The sequence below is a fragment of the Staphylococcus sp. aM genome, assembly GCF_052975125.1.
In genome coordinates this window covers 1,240,433-1,259,568 of sequence record NZ_CP121447.1, presented here as the reverse complement: position 1 = coordinate 1,259,568, position 19,136 = coordinate 1,240,433, and the positions used below count along the sequence as shown (strand labels likewise).

General features: G+C 31.8%; 20 protein-coding genes. 1 reads left to right on the top strand and 19 read right to left on the bottom strand.

The genetic code is table 11. The annotated features are described in order from the left end of the window. From P7F85_RS06245 to P7F85_RS06215, 7 genes are all read right to left on the bottom strand, one after another. Positions 1 to 1,344, bottom strand: coding sequence for a DEAD/DEAH box helicase (locus tag P7F85_RS06245; protein WP_002465729.1), 1,344 nt, complete (start codon positions 1,342 to 1,344; stop codon positions 1 to 3). A gap of 125 nt (positions 1,345 to 1,469) precedes the next feature. Beyond that, positions 1,470 to 2,573 carry a Nif3-like dinuclear metal center hexameric protein gene (locus P7F85_RS06240; RefSeq protein ID WP_002465722.1) on the bottom strand — a complete coding sequence of 368 codons (1,104 nt, stop codon included), beginning with the start codon at positions 2,571 to 2,573 and terminating at the stop codon, positions 1,470 to 1,472. Further along, positions 2,560 to 3,252 carry a tRNA (adenine(22)-N(1))-methyltransferase gene (locus P7F85_RS06235; protein ID WP_002465739.1) on the bottom strand — a complete coding sequence of 231 codons (693 nt, stop codon included), beginning with the start codon at positions 3,250 to 3,252 and terminating at the stop codon, positions 2,560 to 2,562. Before P7F85_RS06235 ends, P7F85_RS06240 begins: the two co-directional genes overlap by 14 nt. A gap of 111 nt (positions 3,253 to 3,363) precedes the next feature. Beyond that, the gene (rpoD, locus tag P7F85_RS06230; protein ID WP_002451872.1) at positions 3,364 to 4,467 is read right to left on the bottom strand and encodes an RNA polymerase sigma factor RpoD; all 1,104 of its coding nucleotides are present in this window, start codon (positions 4,465 to 4,467) and stop codon (positions 3,364 to 3,366) included. Positions 4,468 to 4,795: 328 nt separating this feature from the next. Then, positions 4,796 to 6,604, bottom strand: coding sequence for a DNA primase (dnaG, locus tag P7F85_RS06225; protein WP_015364962.1), 1,809 nt, complete (start codon positions 6,602 to 6,604; stop codon positions 4,796 to 4,798). Positions 6,605 to 6,664: 60 nt separating this feature from the next. Continuing rightward, a complete protein-coding gene (locus tag P7F85_RS06220; RefSeq protein ID WP_002465670.1) occupies positions 6,665 to 7,483 on the bottom strand; it encodes a pyruvate, water dikinase regulatory protein in 819 nt (272 codons plus the stop codon). Positions 7,484 to 7,494: 11 nt separating this feature from the next. Further along, entirely contained in the window at positions 7,495 to 8,118 is a 624-nt protein-coding gene (locus P7F85_RS06215) for a helix-turn-helix transcriptional regulator (RefSeq protein WP_071561241.1), read from the bottom strand. 338 nt (positions 8,119 to 8,456) lie between these two features. Between P7F85_RS06215 and P7F85_RS06210 the strand changes: the two genes are divergently transcribed. Beyond that, complete coding sequence (locus tag P7F85_RS06210; RefSeq protein WP_002465672.1) at positions 8,457 to 9,848, top strand: glycine--tRNA ligase; 1,392 nt, start codon at positions 8,457 to 8,459, stop codon at positions 9,846 to 9,848. Between the two features lie 78 nt (positions 9,849 to 9,926). Here the strand turns inward: P7F85_RS06210 and recO are convergent, their stop codons facing one another. The 12 genes from recO to P7F85_RS06150 form a co-directional block, all read right to left on the bottom strand. Next, positions 9,927 to 10,679, bottom strand: coding sequence for a DNA repair protein RecO (gene recO / locus P7F85_RS06205; protein WP_162987637.1), 753 nt, complete (start codon positions 10,677 to 10,679; stop codon positions 9,927 to 9,929). 28 nt (positions 10,680 to 10,707) lie between these two features. Further along, positions 10,708 to 11,607 (bottom strand): GTPase Era, encoded by a 900-nt coding sequence (gene era, locus P7F85_RS06200; protein ID WP_015364958.1) that lies wholly within the window; start codon positions 11,605 to 11,607, stop codon positions 10,708 to 10,710. Next, on the bottom strand, positions 11,604 to 12,011 hold the full coding sequence (cdd, locus tag P7F85_RS06195; protein ID WP_002465666.1) for a cytidine deaminase: 408 nt from the start codon (positions 12,009 to 12,011) through the stop codon (positions 11,604 to 11,606). Before cdd ends, era begins: the two co-directional genes overlap by 4 nt. A gap of 12 nt (positions 12,012 to 12,023) precedes the next feature. Beyond that, entirely contained in the window at positions 12,024 to 12,368 is a 345-nt protein-coding gene (locus tag P7F85_RS06190; protein ID WP_002465669.1) for a diacylglycerol kinase family protein, read from the bottom strand. 2 nt (positions 12,369 to 12,370) lie between these two features. Then, positions 12,371 to 12,838, bottom strand: coding sequence for an rRNA maturation RNase YbeY (gene ybeY / locus P7F85_RS06185; protein WP_002465659.1), 468 nt, complete (start codon positions 12,836 to 12,838; stop codon positions 12,371 to 12,373). Next, entirely contained in the window at positions 12,839 to 13,786 is a 948-nt protein-coding gene (locus P7F85_RS06180; RefSeq protein WP_002465656.1) for a PhoH family protein, read from the bottom strand. A gap of 279 nt (positions 13,787 to 14,065) precedes the next feature. Next, positions 14,066 to 14,761 carry a hypothetical protein gene (locus P7F85_RS06175; protein WP_002465664.1) on the bottom strand — a complete coding sequence of 232 codons (696 nt, stop codon included), beginning with the start codon at positions 14,759 to 14,761 and terminating at the stop codon, positions 14,066 to 14,068. Positions 14,762 to 14,776: 15 nt separating this feature from the next. Beyond that, positions 14,777 to 15,766: a flotillin-like protein FloA gene (gene floA, locus P7F85_RS06170; RefSeq protein ID WP_002465685.1), complete on the bottom strand. Its 990-nt coding sequence runs from the start codon at positions 15,764 to 15,766 to the stop codon at positions 14,777 to 14,779. 18 nt (positions 15,767 to 15,784) lie between these two features. Beyond that, complete coding sequence (locus P7F85_RS06165) at positions 15,785 to 16,492, bottom strand: NfeD family protein (RefSeq protein WP_002465671.1); 708 nt, start codon at positions 16,490 to 16,492, stop codon at positions 15,785 to 15,787. A gap of 233 nt (positions 16,493 to 16,725) precedes the next feature. After that, the gene (gene rpsU, locus P7F85_RS06160; protein WP_000048060.1) at positions 16,726 to 16,902 is read right to left on the bottom strand and encodes a 30S ribosomal protein S21; all 177 of its coding nucleotides are present in this window, start codon (positions 16,900 to 16,902) and stop codon (positions 16,726 to 16,728) included. 129 nt (positions 16,903 to 17,031) lie between these two features. Next, positions 17,032 to 18,378, bottom strand: a complete 1,347-nt coding sequence (gene mtaB / locus P7F85_RS06155) for a tRNA (N(6)-L-threonylcarbamoyladenosine(37)-C(2))-methylthiotransferase MtaB (protein WP_002465658.1) — start codon at positions 18,376 to 18,378, stop codon at positions 17,032 to 17,034. A 5-nt stretch (positions 18,379 to 18,383) separates the two neighbouring features. After that, positions 18,384 to 19,136, bottom strand: coding sequence for a 16S rRNA (uracil(1498)-N(3))-methyltransferase (locus P7F85_RS06150; protein ID WP_002465678.1), 753 nt, complete (start codon positions 19,134 to 19,136; stop codon positions 18,384 to 18,386).

Sequence of the window (19,136 nt, the reverse complement as noted above, 5' to 3'; positions counted from 1 at the left end):
CTATCCTTTTCTACTCTTTCTATTTTGACGGTTTTGACGTTTACTAAATTGTTTACGTTCTTGTCGTTTCATTCTTTCAACTTCTTGTTTAAATTTCTTTTTATAACCTGGTTTAACTTTGCGTTTTGTTTTGCTACGGACTTTGTTTTTAACTTCATTAGTTAAATGGTCATCTTTGCGCTGTCTAGTGCGTCTAGTATTATGTGCTTTGATAGGTGTAAGTTCATCGTTTTTAATATCCACATTTTCAAAGACATAACCTCTATCTTCAATCGCAGAAACATTTTCCTCTTCATCTGGACTATATAAGGTAATTGCTACACCTCGATAGTTTCCTCGACCAGTACGTCCTACTCTATGAGTAAAGAAATCAATATCATTTGGTACATCGAAATTGATGACATGGCTTACACCCTCAATATCAATACCTCTTGATGCTAAATCACTGGCAATCACAAATTGGAAATCTAGATTTCTAATACGTTTCATTTGTTGTTTACGTTCACGAGGTGTTAATCCACCATGAATCATACCCACTTTGATACCGGCTTCATTGAGTGTTCGTGCTAATTCATCTGCGCTGTCTCTACTATTACAGAAAATAATACATAAATAAGGGTTTAGTATATCAATTAATTTAAGTGTCTTTTCAACTTTTGCAGTTCCTTTAGTAGGAATTAAATAAAATTCAATATTCTTTTTATTTTGTGATTGGCTATCAACTTCTACAAAATCAGGTTGCTCTAAATATTTATTTAAAAATGGCTGTAATGATTTTGGAATTGTTGCACTGAATACAGCAATATTTGAATGTTCTTCTAAACGTGAAGCGATAAAGTCTACATCTTCAATCAATCCTAAATCTATCATTAAATCAGCTTCATCTATGATTAAATATGAGGCTAAATGTGTGTGTAAATGACCACTTTTAGCTAAATCATTAATTCTTGTTGGTGTACCAATGACTAGCTGTGGTTGTTGGTTACAACGTTGTCTGTCTTTCTCAATATCTGTACCGCCGATAAATAGTTTAGCATTGACGCCTTCTTTAAAACCGCTTAAATGGTTAGCTGCTTGATAAAGTTGTTGTGCTAATTCTCTTGTAGGTGCAACAACGATAGCTTGAGGTTCATGAATGTCCGTATCAATTTGATTAACTAACGGTAATAAAAACGAATGGGATTTACCTGTCCCCGTCTGTGATTGTCCAATAATGTTAGTTCCTTTTAATATTCTTGGAATAATTCTATTTTGAATTTCAGTAGGTTTCTCAAATTTTAAATCTTTTACAGCTTCGATCATACTTGAGTTTAAACCGAAGTGTTCAAATGGATGTTTTGCCATTGTATGGCCTCCTTATAAGTTCATCTTTACTATTATAAAGTAATTAATGGTGTTTTTAAATATAATTCATCTTTGATACCAGTTATAATTGCTTGATTAACGATTATCAGATTTATAATTATACTTTAAATATATGTGAATGGATCTGTATTAATATTTGACGCTACTAATTTTATGTTATTTTCATTTTCTTCAACTAACCATTCTTCTAATAATTGTTTTAGTCCTTCTTTCATCACAAATTCACTATAATGATTGATATCTAGTAAGTTGACACCTGCAATTTTGGCATCAAGTGCATCATGATGTTTGATATCGCCCGTAATAAATATGTCTGCACCTAATTGTGAAGCTTCGTATTCAAAACCAATACCAGAACCACCAATCATAGCTACTTTATTAATCAGTGTATTTGAACTACCAACGTAACGTACACTAGGAATTTGTAATCGAGATTTTACTAACGAAACAAAATCCTCTATATTCATTGGTTCATTTAATTCTCCAATAATGCCCAAACCATACGAACCTTCTTTTGTTAATTCAATAAAATCATAAACTGGGGTTTCATATGGATGATATTGGTGAATCGCTTTTTCAGTTAGTTGTTGTTGTTGATATGAAATCATAAATTCTAATTTCACTTCATCTACATATTCAATTTCACCGATTTCACCTAAATAAGGATTGGCATCATCTATAGGTTTAAATTGTCCCTTACCTTTACTTTCAAAGAAGCAATATTCATAATTACCTTCTTTAGCTAAACCAATATTATTGAGTTGTTGTTTAAATGTTTCAACATGGCTCTCGGGAATAAAAGTCTGAACTTTGAAGTATCGTTCAGGTTCTTTATTAATTAAACTAGTATTTTTCAGACCAATCTTAGAAGCAAGCATAGCATTGACACCTCTAGGATTAACGTCTAGATTGGTATGCATTGCTATTAAATTGATATTGTTTTGTATAAGTAATCTTATTATTTCACCATAGCCTTGATTAGTAATGGATTGGACACCTTTAAAAATTAATGGATGATGACTAATAATAGTATTGATATTTTCTTCTATTGCTTGTTCTACAATTTCTAACGTACAATCTAGTGCAGTTAAAATCCCAGTAACTTCTTGCGATTCATCACCTATAAGTAGTCCAACATTATCCCATGATTCTGCAGTGTTAAAAGGCACATGTTCATCTAACATAACCATTAATTCATTGATTTTCATTTGTAAGCACCTCTTTGATCATTTCTATTTCTGTCTCAATCTCTTGATATCGATGTTGATGAATGTCTGGATTAAGTTGTTGTTTTATCTTTTCTAAAGCTTGTAATTCTCTTTCCCACTTATTATAAAAACATTCATTTTTGTTTTCTAGTAAAACTGGGCCAAATTTAAGTTCAAATTCGTTATATTTGAACATTTTGGGTTGATGCTCAGCTACTACAATTTCATAAATATGTCCTTTCTCTTCCATAATTCTTTCATCAATGATTTGATATTGAATGTCTTGTAATAACGTTCTTAAATTTTGTGTTTGTATATTACTCTGGAGGATAAGTCTAGGATTTGATTTAAGTTTTTGTTGTCCTTCTTTTAATATTTTTGCTATTAAAGGACCGCCCATACCACAAATTGTGATATTGTCTAACTGTTCATTATGTTTTATTACCTCTAAACCATCCCCAAGACGCACATCAATTTGGTTACTTAGCGCGTATTCTCGAACATTCTTTTTTGCAGCTTCGAAAGGCCCTTTTATAACTTCACCAGCAATAGCTTGCGAAATTAAATTTGTTTGAATAGCGTAAATAGGTAAATAAGCATGATCTGAACCAATATCAGCAAGTTTACCAGGTTTGATAAATTCTGATACAGTTCGTAATCTATGATTTATCGTAATCATTAAGATGGTCTCCTTTTTACATGTATTTAAATGTATATAATTGTATGTATGTTATATCACTTATAAATGAAATAAAGGCTGGGACAACCATTATGCCCCAGCCTAAATATATTAATCCATAAAGTCTTTTAGACGTTTACTTCTACTTGGATGTCTTAACTTTCTTAATGCTTTTGCTTCGATTTGACGAATACGTTCTCTAGTCACACCAAATACTTTACCAACTTCTTCTAATGTTCTAGTTCTTCCATCATCTAGTCCAAATCTTAAACGAAGAACGTTTTCTTCACGGTCTGTTAATGTATCTAAAACATCTTCAAGTTGTTCTTTTAACAATTCATAGGCAGCATGATCTGAAGGACTTTGTGCTTCTTGGTCTTCAATGAAGTCTCCTAAGTGACTGTCATCTTCTTCACCTATTGGAGTTTCTAATGACACAGGTTCTTGTGCAATTTTAAGAATTTCTCTTACCTTTTCAGGTGGTAAGTCCATTTCTTCCCCAATTTCTTCAGGTGCTGGATCACGACCCAAATCCTGTAATAACTGACGTTGAACACGAATTAATTTGTTAATAGTTTCAACCATGTGTACAGGTATACGAATTGTACGTGCTTGGTCAGCAATTGCACGTGTGATTGCTTGTCGTATCCACCACGTTGCATAAGTAGAAAACTTAAATCCTTTATTGAAATCGAATTTTTCAACGGCTTTAATAAGGCCCATATTACCTTCTTGAATTAAATCAAGGAATAACATACCTCTTCCGACATATCTTTTAGCGATACTTACTACTAAACGTAAATTGGCCTCTGCTAGTCTTGATTTAGCGATTTCATCACCTTGCTCAATTCTTTTAGCAAGTTCAATTTCTTCTTGGGCACTTAATAAGTCAACTCGACCTATTTCTTTTAAATACATACGCACAGGGTCATTAATTTTAACTCCTGGAGGTGCACTTAAATCATTAGGATTTAATTTAGCATCTGTATCTGAATGGTCTTTTTCATTTACTAATGTGATATCATTATCATTTAATTGATCAAAGAAATCATCCATCATATCAGAATCCATTTCGAAATTCTGTAATTTTTCTGCAATTTCTTCGTGACTTAAGTGACCTTCCTTTTTCCCTTTTTCAATTAATTGTTTTTTAACATCTTCCAATGTTAAAGTCGGATCAATTGTTTGTTTTTTAATTTTAACTTTATCAGACATGAAAAGGCCTCCTGGTATTAATATAAACTTTCAATTTATTCATATAATTATTTGTAATTACTTCATTTTATTTGATGATGCATCTAATTATCGAAACTCAATATATTACTTTTTTAATAACGCATTCATCATAACTTATTGTATGAGATGTGGCCTAATTAATTTTTAATTCAACACCAATCAAATAAGTTTCTATTCTAAACTCCCTAATAATTTAATGGTTAGGTCATATTGTGCAATATTCGATATTACATATTTACCCAATGTATGAGTGTAATAACCATTATTCAATGCCTAAAGTATAACAATACCATAAATTTTTATAATATTACATTCTACTTTTGTTTTTATTTACTATTAATTGCAAGTAATACTTTTGAAGTTCAATATCCCCTATTCTCGTTGCTTCACGCAGTTTATGGTTCAAGACTTCTAATGAATCTTCATTTTTATTCTCATTTAATATGTTGATGTAATCTTCTAATTCATGTTCAAATGGTTCTTCATTTAAAACATGTGAGTCTAAAGAAATTAGCGCTTCTCTTAAATCATCAGAATCTATATATTGAATCATAGAACTGAGTTGATACGTATCATTATTTGAATAATAATCATGCAAAATATTAAATATACGCTTGAAATAAGCATTTGTAAAGTCATCTACTTCTATCTGTTGATGATAGTTTAGGAACGTATCTTTATCTTGCAAGAAATGTTTTAAGAGTGCTCGTTCAGCTTTTTCATGACGAGTGAGTTGGTTAAATTGAATAACTTGCTGAGGTTGTCCTTCGTATGCGTATGCATAGTCTGGATACGAAGGTACGTTTCCTTGAGATTGCTGACGTAATCCCACTTCATAGTCTAGAGTCTCAAAACTTACTTTAAACAATTCTGCAACGTCTTGCAATACTTTTTTCTGTAGTATAGGTGAAGTCATAGCCGCAATATCTTGAGTTACTTCTTTTAAATATTTTTCATATGCTAAATCATTATTTTGAATTTCATCTTTGTGTGTATTGACTTTAAACATTACAAATGATTTTTTATCTTTTTGAACAAATTCTATAAATGCATCATTTCCATATTTTCTAATATATTCATCTGGATCCATATCTGACGGTAATTGTACAACGAACACATTTAATCCTTGTTCTAATAATGCTTGACCAGTTTTTAAGGTTGCCTCTCTACCTGCAAAGTCACCATCAAACATTAATGTAATATTAGAAGTTAACTTTTTTATAAAGGTAACATGTTCGTTTGAAAGTTGGGTACCCATACTCGCAACGACTGTTTTTAAACCTGCATGATCTGATTTTATAACATCCATAAAACCTTCAAGTAATATGATTTCATCATTTTTTCTAATGCTTTTACGTGCTTTATCGAGGTTATATAACAATTTTCTTTTTTGGAATATTGGTGTTTCCGGGCTATTTAAATACTTAGGTTCTTGATTAGTATACGTCCTTGCAGAATATCCAACAATTCGGCCTTGAGCATTTTTTAATGGGAACATAATTCTATCTCTAAAGCGATCGTAATAACTAAAATTCTCTTCATTTCTTGATAAAAGTCCAGCTTCATAAGCTAATTCAATATCATACCCTTTTTTTTCTAAGAAATCATGACAGAAATGTGATGAATTAGGTGCATAACCTATACCTCTTTCTTTGATCAACTGTTCTGGAAAATCTCTTTCTTTTAAATAGGTAAGAGCTTTTTCACCTTCCACTGTTTTCATAAGTGCATAGTGATAATATTCTTGCATTAGCTCATGCATTTCTATCATTTGTAAATCATCTGAAGCAATTTGAGTATTAGTATTCTGATATTCGTTATTTCCAACATCAACCGTAATATTAACACGTTCACCAAGTTCTTTTACTGCTTCTGTAAACGAAATATCTTTTATTTCTTGAGTAAATTGAAATACATTACCACCTTTTTTACATCCGAAGCAATGACAAATTTGTTTGTCTTCAGAAACTGTGAACGAAGGTGTTTTTTCATCATGAAAAGGACACAAACCTATATAATTGCGCCCTCTCTTTTCTAACTTTACATATTCACTTACCAAGTCGAGTATATCTGTCTTATCTTTAATTTCATTTATAACTGATTGTTCTATACGCAAATTAAATCACCTATGACATATTAGTCTTAATATTATACCTTTTTTATGCATTAATTGAAATTATTTTGTTTTATTGTTTTCGATAAAATAAATGATATCATTTGCTGTTTCTTCTATTGCTTTATCAGTTACATCGATAACTGGACACCCTACTTTTTCTACTAATGATTCAAAGTATTCTAATTCCTCTTTAATTCTAGTTTCTGTAGCATATCTAGCAGAGTCACCTAATCCAAGTTGTTTGAGTCTTTCTTTACGAATACGATTTAATTTTTCTTCGCTAATTTTTAAAGCAATACATTTTGAAGGATCAATATCAAACAATGCATCTGGAGGTGTCACTTCTGGAACAATCGGTATATTCATCACTTTATAACTTTTATGTGCCAAGTATTGTGATAAAGGTGTTTTAGACGTTCTTGAAATACCTAATAGAACAATATCAGCTTTGGGTAAACCTTTAGGGTCTTTACCATCATCATATTTAACGGCAAACTCTATAGCATCTATTTTTTTAAAATAAGCGTCATCTAATCTATGTACAATACCTGGTTCATAGTAAGGTGTTTCTTCTATTGAACCAGATAATAAGTCCATAAGTGGTCCCATAATATCAACTGACTTTAATTGATGCTCTTTAACTTTAGCAACCATGTATTTTTTGATTTCTGGTTTGACTAAAGTATATACAATAATTGCGTCTGTATCTTCAGCAACTTGAATCACTTCATCGACGTTTTCAAAGGATTCTATGTATGGGTAACGTAAAAATTCATGTTTACATTGCTTAGGATTAAATTGAGAAACACCAGCCCTCGCTACTAATTCTGCTGTTTCCCCGATTGAATCAGAAGCAACAATAATATTTATATTATCCATCTATTAACCACCTATTCTTTAAATAATGATACAAATAATTTTGTAATTGTCGTTTTAGATATTCTACCAACTACTTCAAATTTTTGGTTATCTTTAGATCTAACGATGGGGATTGCATCTATTTCCTTATCTATCATTTGATTTGCCGCATAAATAATTAGTTCACTTTCTTCAAGATATGTTAAATTTGGCATACGAGTCATATTGACGCTTATAGGCATTGTATGAATATCATTTCCAATCATTGATGCTCTTAAAAGGTCTTTACGAGAACAAACACCGATAAAGTCATTATCGTCATTTGTAATAAATAATGTTCCAGCATCTTCTAAAAATATCGTACAAATTGCGTCATACACTGACATATCTTCTTTAACCACAACAGGTTGAGACATGTAATCTTTTACAACATATTGTCGTAACTGTTCATGTATAATTTTATTTTTTGATTTACCTGAATAGTAATAACCCACTCTTGGTCGTGCTTCTAAAAAGCCAGACATAGTTAAAATAGCTAAGTCAGGTCGTAATGTAGCACGTGTTAAATTTAATTGATCAGCAATATGCTCACCAGTTATTGGTCCATGTTGCTTAACGATTTCAATAATTTGTTCTTGTCTTTGATTTAATTCTATAGGTCCTCACCCCTCTTATATACATTACATATTATAACTGTTATTTTTATTTGCCACAAACACATATAAACGCTTGCTATTAAATATTTAATCAATTAGAATAATTATAAAGCGAGCTAAGGGTGGTGTGAGCTTAGCATAAAAATTTTGGCATAAAAAATTTAATTAATTTTAAAGTGAGTGGCTACACTAATTTGGGTGGAACCGCGGGTTAAATGATATTTTAATGTATATGATTTATACTAAATAAAAAATGATTAACTCGTCCCAAGATAATAAAGTATATTTATGATGCTTTGTTGTCTTGGGGCGTTTTTATGTGTAAGGAGAGAAAAATTATGGCAAATGATATGGAACAAATTGTACAATTAGCAAAACACAGAGGTTTTGTATTCCCAGGTAGTGACATTTATGGTGGTTTATCTAATACATGGGATTATGGTCCACTTGGTGTTGAATTAAAAAATAATGTCAAAAAAGCATGGTGGCAAAAATTTATTACGCAATCACCTTATAACGTAGGTCTAGATGCTGCGATTTTAATGAACCCGAAAACTTGGGAAGCTTCTGGACACTTAGGTAACTTTAATGATCCTATGATCGATAACAAAGATAGTAAAATTCGTTATCGTGCTGACAAATTAATTGAAGATTACATGCAACATGAAAAAGGCGACGAAAACTTCATTGCTGATGGTTTAAGCTTTGATGAAATGAAAAAAATTATTGATGATGAAGGTATTGTTTGTCCTGTAAGTGGTACTGCTAATTGGACTGATATTCGTCAATTCAATTTAATGTTCAAAACATTCCAAGGTGTAACTGAAGATTCAACAAATGAACTTTTCTTACGTCCAGAAACAGCCCAAGGTATTTTTGTAAACTACAAAAATGTTCAACGATCAATGCGTAAAAAATTACCATTTGGTATTGGACAAGTTGGTAAATCATTCCGTAACGAGATTACGCCAGGCAACTTCATCTTCAGAACACGTGAATTCGAACAAATGGAACTTGAATTCTTCTGTAAACCAGGTGAAGAAATTGAATGGCAAAACTACTGGAAGACATTTGCTAGCCAATGGTTAAAAGACTTAAATATCAGTGAAGAAAACATGCGTTTAAGAGACCATGATGCTGATGAATTATCTCATTATTCAAATGCTACAACTGATATCGAATATAAATTCCCATTTGGTTGGGGCGAACTATGGGGTATCGCAAGTCGTACTGACTTTGACTTGAAAAAACATAGTGAACATTCTGGTGAAGATTTCAAATATCACGATCCTGAAACAAATGAAAAATATATCCCGTATTGTATTGAACCTTCATTAGGTGCCGATCGTGTGACATTAGCATTCTTATGTGATGCGTATTCACAAGAAGGTGTTGAAGGAAGTAAGGATGAACGTACTGTACTTAAATTCCACCCTGCTTTAGCACCATATAAAGCGGCTATCTTACCATTAAGTAAGAAATTATCAAGTGAAGCAATTAAAATCTTTGAACAATTAAGTCAAAGCTTCTCAATAGATTTTGATGAATCACAATCTATCGGTAAACGTTATCGTAGACAAGATGAAATTGGTACGCCTTATTGCATTACATTCGACTTTGATTCTTTAGAAGATAATCAAGTTACTGTACGTGACAGAGATTCAATGGAACAAGTTCGTATGCCAATATCAGAATTAGAAGCATTCTTAGCTGAAAAAGTTAAATTCTAATTCATCTATGATATATAATCTATAAAAAGACCGAATCACATGTGAATGTGGTTCGGTCTTTTTTGAGCAAGTTAAAGCTTAGTCTTTCATTTCTAACCTCTTCAACTGGTTGATTAACTTTTGACTTTTAAAGAACATACCTGCGTATTCTCTATATAGCATCATCATCAATTCTGACATTTCGTCTAAAATATCTTGATGAATATTTAATTCATTCATTTTGTCTATGGGGAGTTTATAAAGAACATCTAATAAATACAATGTTTTATTGGATAATTGTAATGCATGTGGATCTTGGTAAGCTACAGATTGAGAAATTGCACCATCAAATTTGAAACTATATCTAACTAATTTTGACTGATCAGTGTTCCCGCTTATGACACATTTATTAAATAAAGCAGAAAAACCGAATTTATTCATACATTTGAGTAATACAATAATAGACATTAATTGTGCGGACTGACCAGATGATATCTTGGTTAAAACAAAGTTTAATAAATCGTAATTATATTTCGATATTTCATTTTCTTCCATCGAACGATCAATCGTTTCAGCGCATAAAGTAGCAAAACTACTTTCATACAAATCTAGTTGTAATTCATAATGTTGGTTAATCACATCTACAGAATTAAGCGTACCCATACCTCGCCATTTATTATAAATAAATAAGCCATACACAAACATTTGTGTATGCGCTTGTAAACCTGATTTTATTTTCTTGGCTCTTCTAGCCATCAATGGCACTTTGCTACCATATTCATTTAAAATTGTAATAATTTTATCTGATTCGCCATACTCCACTGATTTAATTATGATACCTTTTTGCTTCATTAGCATACTAACTCACCATCTCTCTGAGTTAATCTTGGTCTTCGATATAACCGATTTGACGAATAAAGTTAACTTTATTTCTCCAATCCTTTTGCACTTTGACCCATAGTTCAAGATATACTTTTGAACCTAGGAGCATCTCTATATCATGTCTTGCCCTTTTACCCACTTCTTTAAGTTTCTTACCACCCTTACCAATGACGATTCCTTTTTGAGAATCACGTTCTACATATATCGTAGCTTCGATTCGAACTCTATCCTCATCTTCTTTAATCATACGGTCAACGTTAACTCCAATAGCATGAGGAATTTCTTCACTTGTTAAATGTAATATTTTTTCACGAATAATTTCACCAACCACAAACTGTTCAGGATGGTCCGAAATTTGATCGTCTGGATAATATTTAGGTCCCTCAGGTAAGTATGACTTTAATACATCGATAAAGTGGTCGACATTCAAACCTTCAAGTGCAGAAATAGGTACGATTTCAGTGAAGTTCATATATTCTTGATACTTTTCTATTTTAGGCATTAATGCATCAGGATGTACTAAATCGATTTTATTTAATACTAAAAATACTGGCGTTTTTAAATCTTTTAACATATCCATAATATATTCATCGCCACGACCTATATCTTCATTAACATTTACCATAAACATAATCGCATCTATTTCAGAAAGTGTATTTGTGGCTACTTTCATCATATAGTCTCCAAGCTTATGTTTAGGTTTATGGATACCAGGAGTATCAATAAATATAATTTGAGCATCATCTCTAGTCATAACGCCTTGTATTTTATTACGCGTTGTTTGTGCTTTATCAGACATAATCGCAATTTTATGCCCAATAACTCTATTCACAAATGTAGATTTACCTACATTTGGTCTTCCTATAATTGAAACAAATCCTGATTTATGTTCTGTCATTTATTTAAATCCTTTCCAGAAAATCCGTATGGTAGTAATTCTTTCACTGTTGATTCGATCATATCCCCTTTATGATTAGTCATATAAACAGGCATATCATCGTCACATAATTCTTTTAATACTTGTCGACATTCACCACATGGTGATGATGGTACTTCTGAATCTACTGTAACTGTAATAGACTCAAAATCTCCAGGTTGATATCCAGCTGATATCGCAGCTACTAAACTTGCGCGTTCAGCACATATACACATTGAATAAGCAGCATTTTCTACATTGGTTCCATAAAATGTTCGTCCATCTTTAGCTTTCAAATAGGCGCCAACTTTAAAGTTACTATATGGTGAATATGATCGTCGTTGTGCTTCTCTAACTTCTTTAAAATAATGAGATTGATAACTCATTTATTCGCCCTCCTATATTAAATTAATTAAATGTGGTATGAAGACGATTAAGCCAATGATTAATGCTAAGATGGAAACAATCATCACACTAAAAGCAGCAATATCTTTCGCATATTTAGCGTAATCATGATACTCAGTAGTAACTAAGTCAACCACATATTCAACTGCTGTATTTATTGCTTCAAATGCTAAAACTAAACTAATTGCTAATAAAATAAATATCCACTCAGAACGATTAATATGAAGTAAAAACCCAAAAACAATTGCTATAATACTAGCATAAATATGAAGTGAGAATTTTTGGTCTTTTATTAAAAGTGTTTTCAAACCATCTAGTGCATATTTAAAACGACTCATCACTAGTCTCTCGTCAATCCATATGCATTTAAAATAGCATCCTGACGACCAAACATTTCTTTCTCATCTTCCTCATTCATATGATCATAGCCTAGTAAGTGAAGAAAGCCATGTAATGCTAAAAATCCAAGCTCTCTTTCAAAAGAATGACCATATGATTCTGATTGTTCTTGAGCGACATCAGTACAAATAATGATGTCTCCTAATACTCTAGGTATATTAAATTCACTCATATCAATGTCTGGCTCATCTTCTTCAAGTGCAAAAGATATGACATCCGTAACTTTGTCTTTGTCTCTATACATCTTATTAATCTCTTGAATTTCAGATTTATCTACGAAGGTAATAGATAATTCAGCATCTTCGTTTATTTGTTCTTCCTGCTTAGCAAAATTAAGTAGCTTTTCAATTTGTTCATACCATTCGTCTTTAACTAACTCAGTATGATCACTAAAATCTATAGTAAACATTTAGTCCTCTCCCTCGTATCTATCTATAATTTTACTTACAAGTGGATGTCTCACTACATCATCTTGATCAAGTTTCATAATATTAATCCCTTTAACACCATGTAACTTTTTAACTGCTTCTTTCAATCCACTTTTAACACCTTTTGGTAAGTCGATTTGTGTTTGATCACCTGTAACTACCATCTTAGAACCAAATCCTAAACGAGTTAAAAACATTTTCATTTGAGCATGAGTTGTATTTTGTGCTTCATCTAAAATAACAAAAGCATCGTCTAACGTACGTCCACGCATGTATGCTAATGGTGCAATTTCTATAATACCACGTTCTATAAATCGTGCGGTTTGTTCTCTACCTAGCACGGTATTTAATCCATCATATAATGGTCTTAAATATGGATCGACTTTCTCTTTTAAATCACCAGGTAAAAATCCCAATGATTCACCCGCTTCAACTGCTGGACGTGTTAATACGATACGTTTAACATTTCCTTTACGTAATTGTTTAGCAGCATAGACCACTGCTAAAAATGTTTTACCTGTTCCTGCAGGACCTATACCAAAGACTAAATCATTTCGATACATAGCATTTACGTACATTCGCTGACCCATAGTTTTAACGCGGATGGTTTTGCCAAAAGCATCTTTAGTAATTTCTTCATCATATAAGTCTAAAAGTTGTTGAATTGTTCCATTTTCCGCCATTTTAATAGCAGCTTCTACATCTTTTAGCGTTATATTATTTCCCAATTCAATCACTTTCAATAAATTGGTAAGCACTAATTCGGCTTTTTCTACATGCTCAATTTTTTCACCTTTAACCGCAATTTCTTGACCACGAGCATGTATTACGACATCAAAACTATCTTCTATAGCTTTTAAATGTTCATCATTGTTACCTATTAAAGCTTGGGATTGATTAATGTCGTCGATTTGAATTATACCAGGCATAAACGCGCTCCTTTTCAAAAAACATATTTATAATTCACTATACCCATATATGGGTTAATATACTTATATTATACCATTGTTAGACTTACATTGATTCTATTTCGTTTTATTTTAAATAATTCAATCAAGTCGGTTAATTCGGTAGATTTAATTGATTCAATCATTCTTAATTAAATATTACTAAATTCTTTAAAGTGACTCAAATTATATTTTAATCAGTATTACATTCGAAATTAAAAAATAAAAAAACCTATTGGATAGAATCCAATAGGTAGATCATTAAAGTTGTTTAGGTTTGGCCAAAATTTCCGACCAGATGATACCATTAACGACTTCATCATTGTCGAATTGAAATGCTGATTTAGACATATTACGTTCTATATTTTGAGAATTAAGTAATTGTTTTAATCTTATTCGTTTAGTGCGTTCAGATAAATATTTATCATTGATAATATCCTGCGCTTTTTGTTCGATAAGAGCAAGTTGTTTTTCTTTCTCTCTATCAATTTCACTTCTAACATTTTTAAGATCTTGATGAAGATTTTTCTCTAATGCTTTACGTAAGTTCTCAGAATTTTCATCTCTTGTTGATGATTGTTTAACTGGCTCACGTATATCTTTTTCATTATGATATGGTGTCGGATCTGGTTTAGGAATTGAATCATCATAATCTGTTGGCCTTCTATGCTTCTCTTCTGTTGTCTGTTCGGTTTTATCTAATTCTTGATTAATGGGTGGCAATGTATCTTCGTATTTCTTTTTCTTTTCAGTAGTTGTATCTCCATTAATCTCATCATTTATTTCTTTGAATGTTTTTTCAATTTCTTCAAAGAAACCACCTGTCTTGGGTTGTTGATTATCTTTAGGTGATTGTGGTGGCTTTTGATTCTGTCTTTCTTTATGACTATTATCACGTATGGTACTAATGATTGTCGCTATCACAGATATGACAAAAATAATTACCCCAATACTCATTTAATCACCCCACAGTTATTGTTCTGGTGATTCATCATCATTTTGATCAGTACGCTTATTAATAGCATTTCTCATACCAGTATCGGCTTCTATATTTTTAAGATTATAGTAATCTTTAACGCCAATATTTCCTGATCTTAGAGCTTCTGCCATTGCTAGAGGTACTTCTGATTCAGCTTCTACAACTTTAGCACGCATTTCTTGTACTCGTGCTTTCATTTCTTGTTCAGAAGCTACAGCCATAGCACGACGTTCTTCAGCTTTAGCTTGCGCAATATTTTTATCGGCAAGTGCTTGTTCAGTTTGTAAATCTGCACCAATATTTTTACTAATATCTACATCGGCAATATCAATTGAAAGTATTTCAAAAGCAGTCCCTGAGTCTAATCCTTTACTTAAAACTGTTTTAGAAATATTGTCAGGATTTTCAAGTACTTCTGTATGATGTTTACTAGAACCAATTGTTGAAACAATACCTTCACCTACACGAGCGATGATAGTTTCTTCACCAGCACCACCTACTAAACGAGCAATATTAGCGCGAACAGTAATGCGGGCTTTCGCTTTAACTTCGATACCGTTCATAGCTACACCGGCAATAAATGGTGTTTCAATAACTTTAGGGTTAACTGACATTTGAACTGCTTCTAATACATCTCTACCTGCTAAATCTATTGCTGCACCTCGTTCAAATGGCAAATCTATATCAGCACGTTGCGCGGCGATATTAGCGTCTACAACTCTATCTACATTACCTCCAGCAAGATAATGTGATTCAAGTTGATTTGTTTTTAAATTCAATCCAGCTTTGTGCGCTTTAATTAATGGTCCAATTACTTTTCTAGGTGATACTCTTCTTAAACGCATACCTACTAATGTACCAATACCAACATGTACACCAGCAGCTAAAGCAGAAATCCAAAGACCTACCGGTACAAATGAGAAAAGTATTAATAAGGCTACAATAATTACAACTGCAATTATAATAAATCCTATACTAAACATTTTATCTCTCCTTTTATATTATTCTATTTCTCTTACAACAACTCGTGTACCTTCAACCTCTAGTATTTTGACTTGTCTATTTCTTAATATAAACGTACCATCAGAAACTGCATCGATACGATCATCATCGCAAGTTATGATACCAGCTGGTCTTAAATCAGTAATAGTTCGAGCTGTTTTACCAACTAAATGAGAGCGATCATCATGAGACGTATATCCAGATTCAGTATTTGTTGAATCTTTTAAAATGACCTTTTCCAAAAATGGAATCTTTCTTTTGAATAATTTAACTAAAATCACCCATTCAATGATTGATAATATTAAGGCTACGATGACATTACCTAGCATGAGTAATAAGTTATTACCTAACATGACTATGCTTATTGTTATTAAAATCATGCCAATCATACCAATGACTGCTCCCACGACAAATAATTCAATAATGACGAAAATAACACCCACTGCAAATAATATGACTGATAAAATATTGACATCACCTTGCATTAGAAAGCCTAAAAACATGATTAATAAGGCTAACGAAGCGATAATACCAATAAAATTAATCCTTTTAGAATACAATTGATATAAAAAGCCTAAAAATATAATACATGTAAGAATAAGTGATACCAATGGATGAACAATAATATTAGCAATGTCATTAACCCAATTATTCTCTGATGAAAAATGAGTTAAGAGTAACGTATGTATTTCATTTAGATATCCCATTCTTTCACCTCGCTCTCAAAATAATTATACATGAAAACGCAGTCATATTATAGTGATTCACTAATATATAAAAAAATAATTTGTATAAATTAATAGTAATTACAGAGGGATTTGTTATAAACAATGAATTTAATTTACTGTAAAAAGCAAACAAAAAACACCTCAGATTACAAACTGAGGTGTTTCATATTTATAATTAACATTCTTGTTGAGGGAGTCAACAGAGTTATTAATTATTTGAATTTACGTTTACGTGCAGCTTCTGATTTCTTTTTACGTTTAACACTAGGTTTTTCGTAAAATTCACGTTTACGTACTTCTTGGATAGTACCACTTTTTGAAACTGAACGCTTAAATCGACGTAAAGCATCTTCAAGTGATTCATTTTTACGTACTACTGTTTTAGACATCTGTATTTCCCTCCCTCCAAATATCAACGGAAATTTATATATTCAAGTGCATAGGTAAAACTATGCTTTAATTAGTATAATATATCTCCAATATCCGGTCAATTACTAAAATTTATATTTTTAAAATAATTAAACTAGTACTTCATGTTCTGATTTATTTGTTGCATGTTCTACGATACGGATAGCTTTCCCGTAGTTTAAAGGATAATCAGCTTTTTGAATTTTTACTTTAATAATTTGACCAATTAAATCTTCAGAACCTTCAAATTCTACTTTCATGTAATTATCAGCATATCCTACTAATGTATTTGGTTTTTCGCCTTTTTCTTCAGGAATAACTTCTAGTACTTCGTCTTCAAATTTTGAAGCATACTCTTTTGCAAGTTGATCACTTAATGCAATTAATTTGTGAACACGTTCATTTTTGATTTCTTCATCAATTTGATCGTCCATTCTTGCTGCTGGTGTTCCAATTCTAGATGAATATGGGAAAACGTGTAATTCAGAAAATTTATGTTTAACAATAAAGTCATACGTTTCTTGAAATTCTTCTTCAGTTTCACCAGGGAAACCTACGATAACATCACTCGTTATTGCAACATCTGGTAATGCTTCATGTAGTTTAGTAATTCTTTCAGAGAAATGTTCCATAGTGTATTTACGTCTCATACGTTTAAGAACCGTATCAGAACCAGATTGCAACGGTACATGTAAATGTCTTACGATTTTGTTTGAACGTTCTAAGACATCAATGACTTCATCAGTCAGTTGACTTGCTTCAATAGAAGAAATACGAATACGTTCTAAACCATCCACTTGATCTAAATCTCTTAATAATTGTGCTAAGTTGTAATTCTTAAGATCTTGACCATATCCACCTGTATGGATACCAGTTAAAACAATTTCTTTATAACCCGCGTTAACTAATGTTGTAGCTTGTTCTACAACTTTTTCAGGATCTCTTGATCTCATTAAACCACGTGCCCATGGAATAATACAGAATGTACAGAAATTATTACAACCTTCTTGTATTTTTAAGGATGCTCTTGTTCTATCTGTGAAGTATGGTACATCTAATTCTTCATATTTACGGTTTTTCATGATGTTACCTACACCATTAATTGGTTGACGTTCTTTTTGGAACTCATCTATATAATCTAGTAATTTATGTCTATCTTGTGTTCCTACTACGACATCTACGCCAGGAATCTCCATAATTTCTGCTGAAGATGTTTGCGCATAGCAACCAGTAACACAAACGACAGCGTCTGGATTTTTTCTGATTGCTCTTCTAATGATTTGTCTACTTTTTTTATCACCAGTATTAGTTACAGTACAAGTATTGATAACAAATACATCTGCATTTGTTTCAAAATCAACTCGCTCGTAATCTGCTTCCTTAAATAATTGCCAAATTGCTTCTGTTTCATAGTGGTTAACTTTACAACCTAAAGTGTGAAACGCAACTGTGGACATATTGTTCACCCCATTAATTCTTTTTCATAACTTAATGCGCCTAATGTATATAATGGCGCTGTTTCTGCCCGTAAAATTCTTGGTCCTAAACCAACTAACTGTGAATGAGATTTTAACATTGACACTTCTTCATCAGATAGTCCGCCTTCAGGACCAAATATAAGTAATACACGATCTTGTGGCTTAAATTGCTTTAACATATGCTTAAAATGACTGATTTCACCATGTTTAGCTTCTTCTTCATAAGCAACAAGGACATAATCATACTGATTTATAATATCACAAATTGACTTTGAATTCGATAGATAACTGATATGTGGAATAGTTAATCGATAACTTTGTTCAGCCGCTTCTTTTATAATTTTTTGCCATCTTTCAAGCTTTTTTGACACCTTTGTATGATTTAATTTAACTATAGAACGTTGCATTTCAACAGCTATAAATCCACTAGCACCTAGTTCAGTTGCCTTTTGAATCATCCATTCGTATTTATCTGCTTTAATTAACCCACTGCATATCGTAATATGCTGCGGTAACTCAGTATCAATATCTTGCTTTTCTATTAATTCAACTTCTACTTCTTGATCTGCTAAATGGATGATTTTACATGTATAGACATTTTGATCATTAAATGTGATGACTATCAGTTGGCCTTCACTATGTCTCATCACATTCTTAATATGATGTATATCTTCTTTATTTGTAATAAAAAAACGCTGACTTTCATCAGCGTTTTGATTGATAAAATATCTTTGCAA

Bases quoted from the DNA above. Each gene is read 5' to 3' on its own strand.
- recO (WP_162987637.1), bottom strand. From the start codon at position 10,679: ATGAAGCAAAAAGGTATCATAATTAAATCAGTGGAGTATGGCGAATCA.
- rpoD (WP_002451872.1), bottom strand. From the start codon at position 4,467: ATGTCTGATAAAGTTAAAATTAAAAAACAAACAATTGATCCGACTTTA.
- P7F85_RS06240 (WP_002465722.1), bottom strand. From the start codon at position 2,573: ATGAAAATCAATGAATTAATGGTTATGTTAGATGAACATGTGCCTTTT.
- era (WP_015364958.1), bottom strand. From the start codon at position 11,607: ATGACAGAACATAAATCAGGATTTGTTTCAATTATAGGAAGACCAAAT.
- mtaB (WP_002465658.1), bottom strand. From the start codon at position 18,378: ATGTCCACAGTTGCGTTTCACACTTTAGGTTGTAAAGTTAACCACTAT.
- ybeY (WP_002465659.1), bottom strand. From the start codon at position 12,838: ATGTTTACTATAGATTTTAGTGATCATACTGAGTTAGTTAAAGACGAA.
- floA (WP_002465685.1), bottom strand. From the start codon at position 15,766: ATGTTTAGTATAGGATTTATTATAATTGCAGTTGTAATTATTGTAGCC.
- P7F85_RS06245 (WP_002465729.1), bottom strand. From the start codon at position 1,344: ATGGCAAAACATCCATTTGAACACTTCGGTTTAAACTCAAGTATGATC.
- P7F85_RS06235 (WP_002465739.1), bottom strand. From the start codon at position 3,252: ATGATTACGATAAATCATAGATTACGAACTGTATCAGAATTTATCAAA.
- P7F85_RS06165 (WP_002465671.1), bottom strand. From the start codon at position 16,492: ATGGGATATCTAAATGAAATACATACGTTACTCTTAACTCATTTTTCA.
- P7F85_RS06180 (WP_002465656.1), bottom strand. From the start codon at position 13,786: ATGCCTGGTATAATTCAAATCGACGACATTAATCAATCCCAAGCTTTA.
- P7F85_RS06190 (WP_002465669.1), bottom strand. From the start codon at position 12,368: ATGAGTCGTTTTAAATATGCACTAGATGGTTTGAAAACACTTTTAATA.
- rpsU (WP_000048060.1), bottom strand. From the start codon at position 16,902: ATGTCTAAAACAGTAGTACGTAAAAATGAATCACTTGAAGATGCTTTA.
- cdd (WP_002465666.1), bottom strand. From the start codon at position 12,011: ATGAGTTATCAATCTCATTATTTTAAAGAAGTTAGAGAAGCACAACGA.
- P7F85_RS06210 (WP_002465672.1), top strand. From the start codon at position 8,457: ATGGCAAATGATATGGAACAAATTGTACAATTAGCAAAACACAGAGGT.
- P7F85_RS06175 (WP_002465664.1), bottom strand. From the start codon at position 14,761: ATGAGTATTGGGGTAATTATTTTTGTCATATCTGTGATAGCGACAATC.
- P7F85_RS06220 (WP_002465670.1), bottom strand. From the start codon at position 7,483: ATGGATAATATAAATATTATTGTTGCTTCTGATTCAATCGGGGAAACA.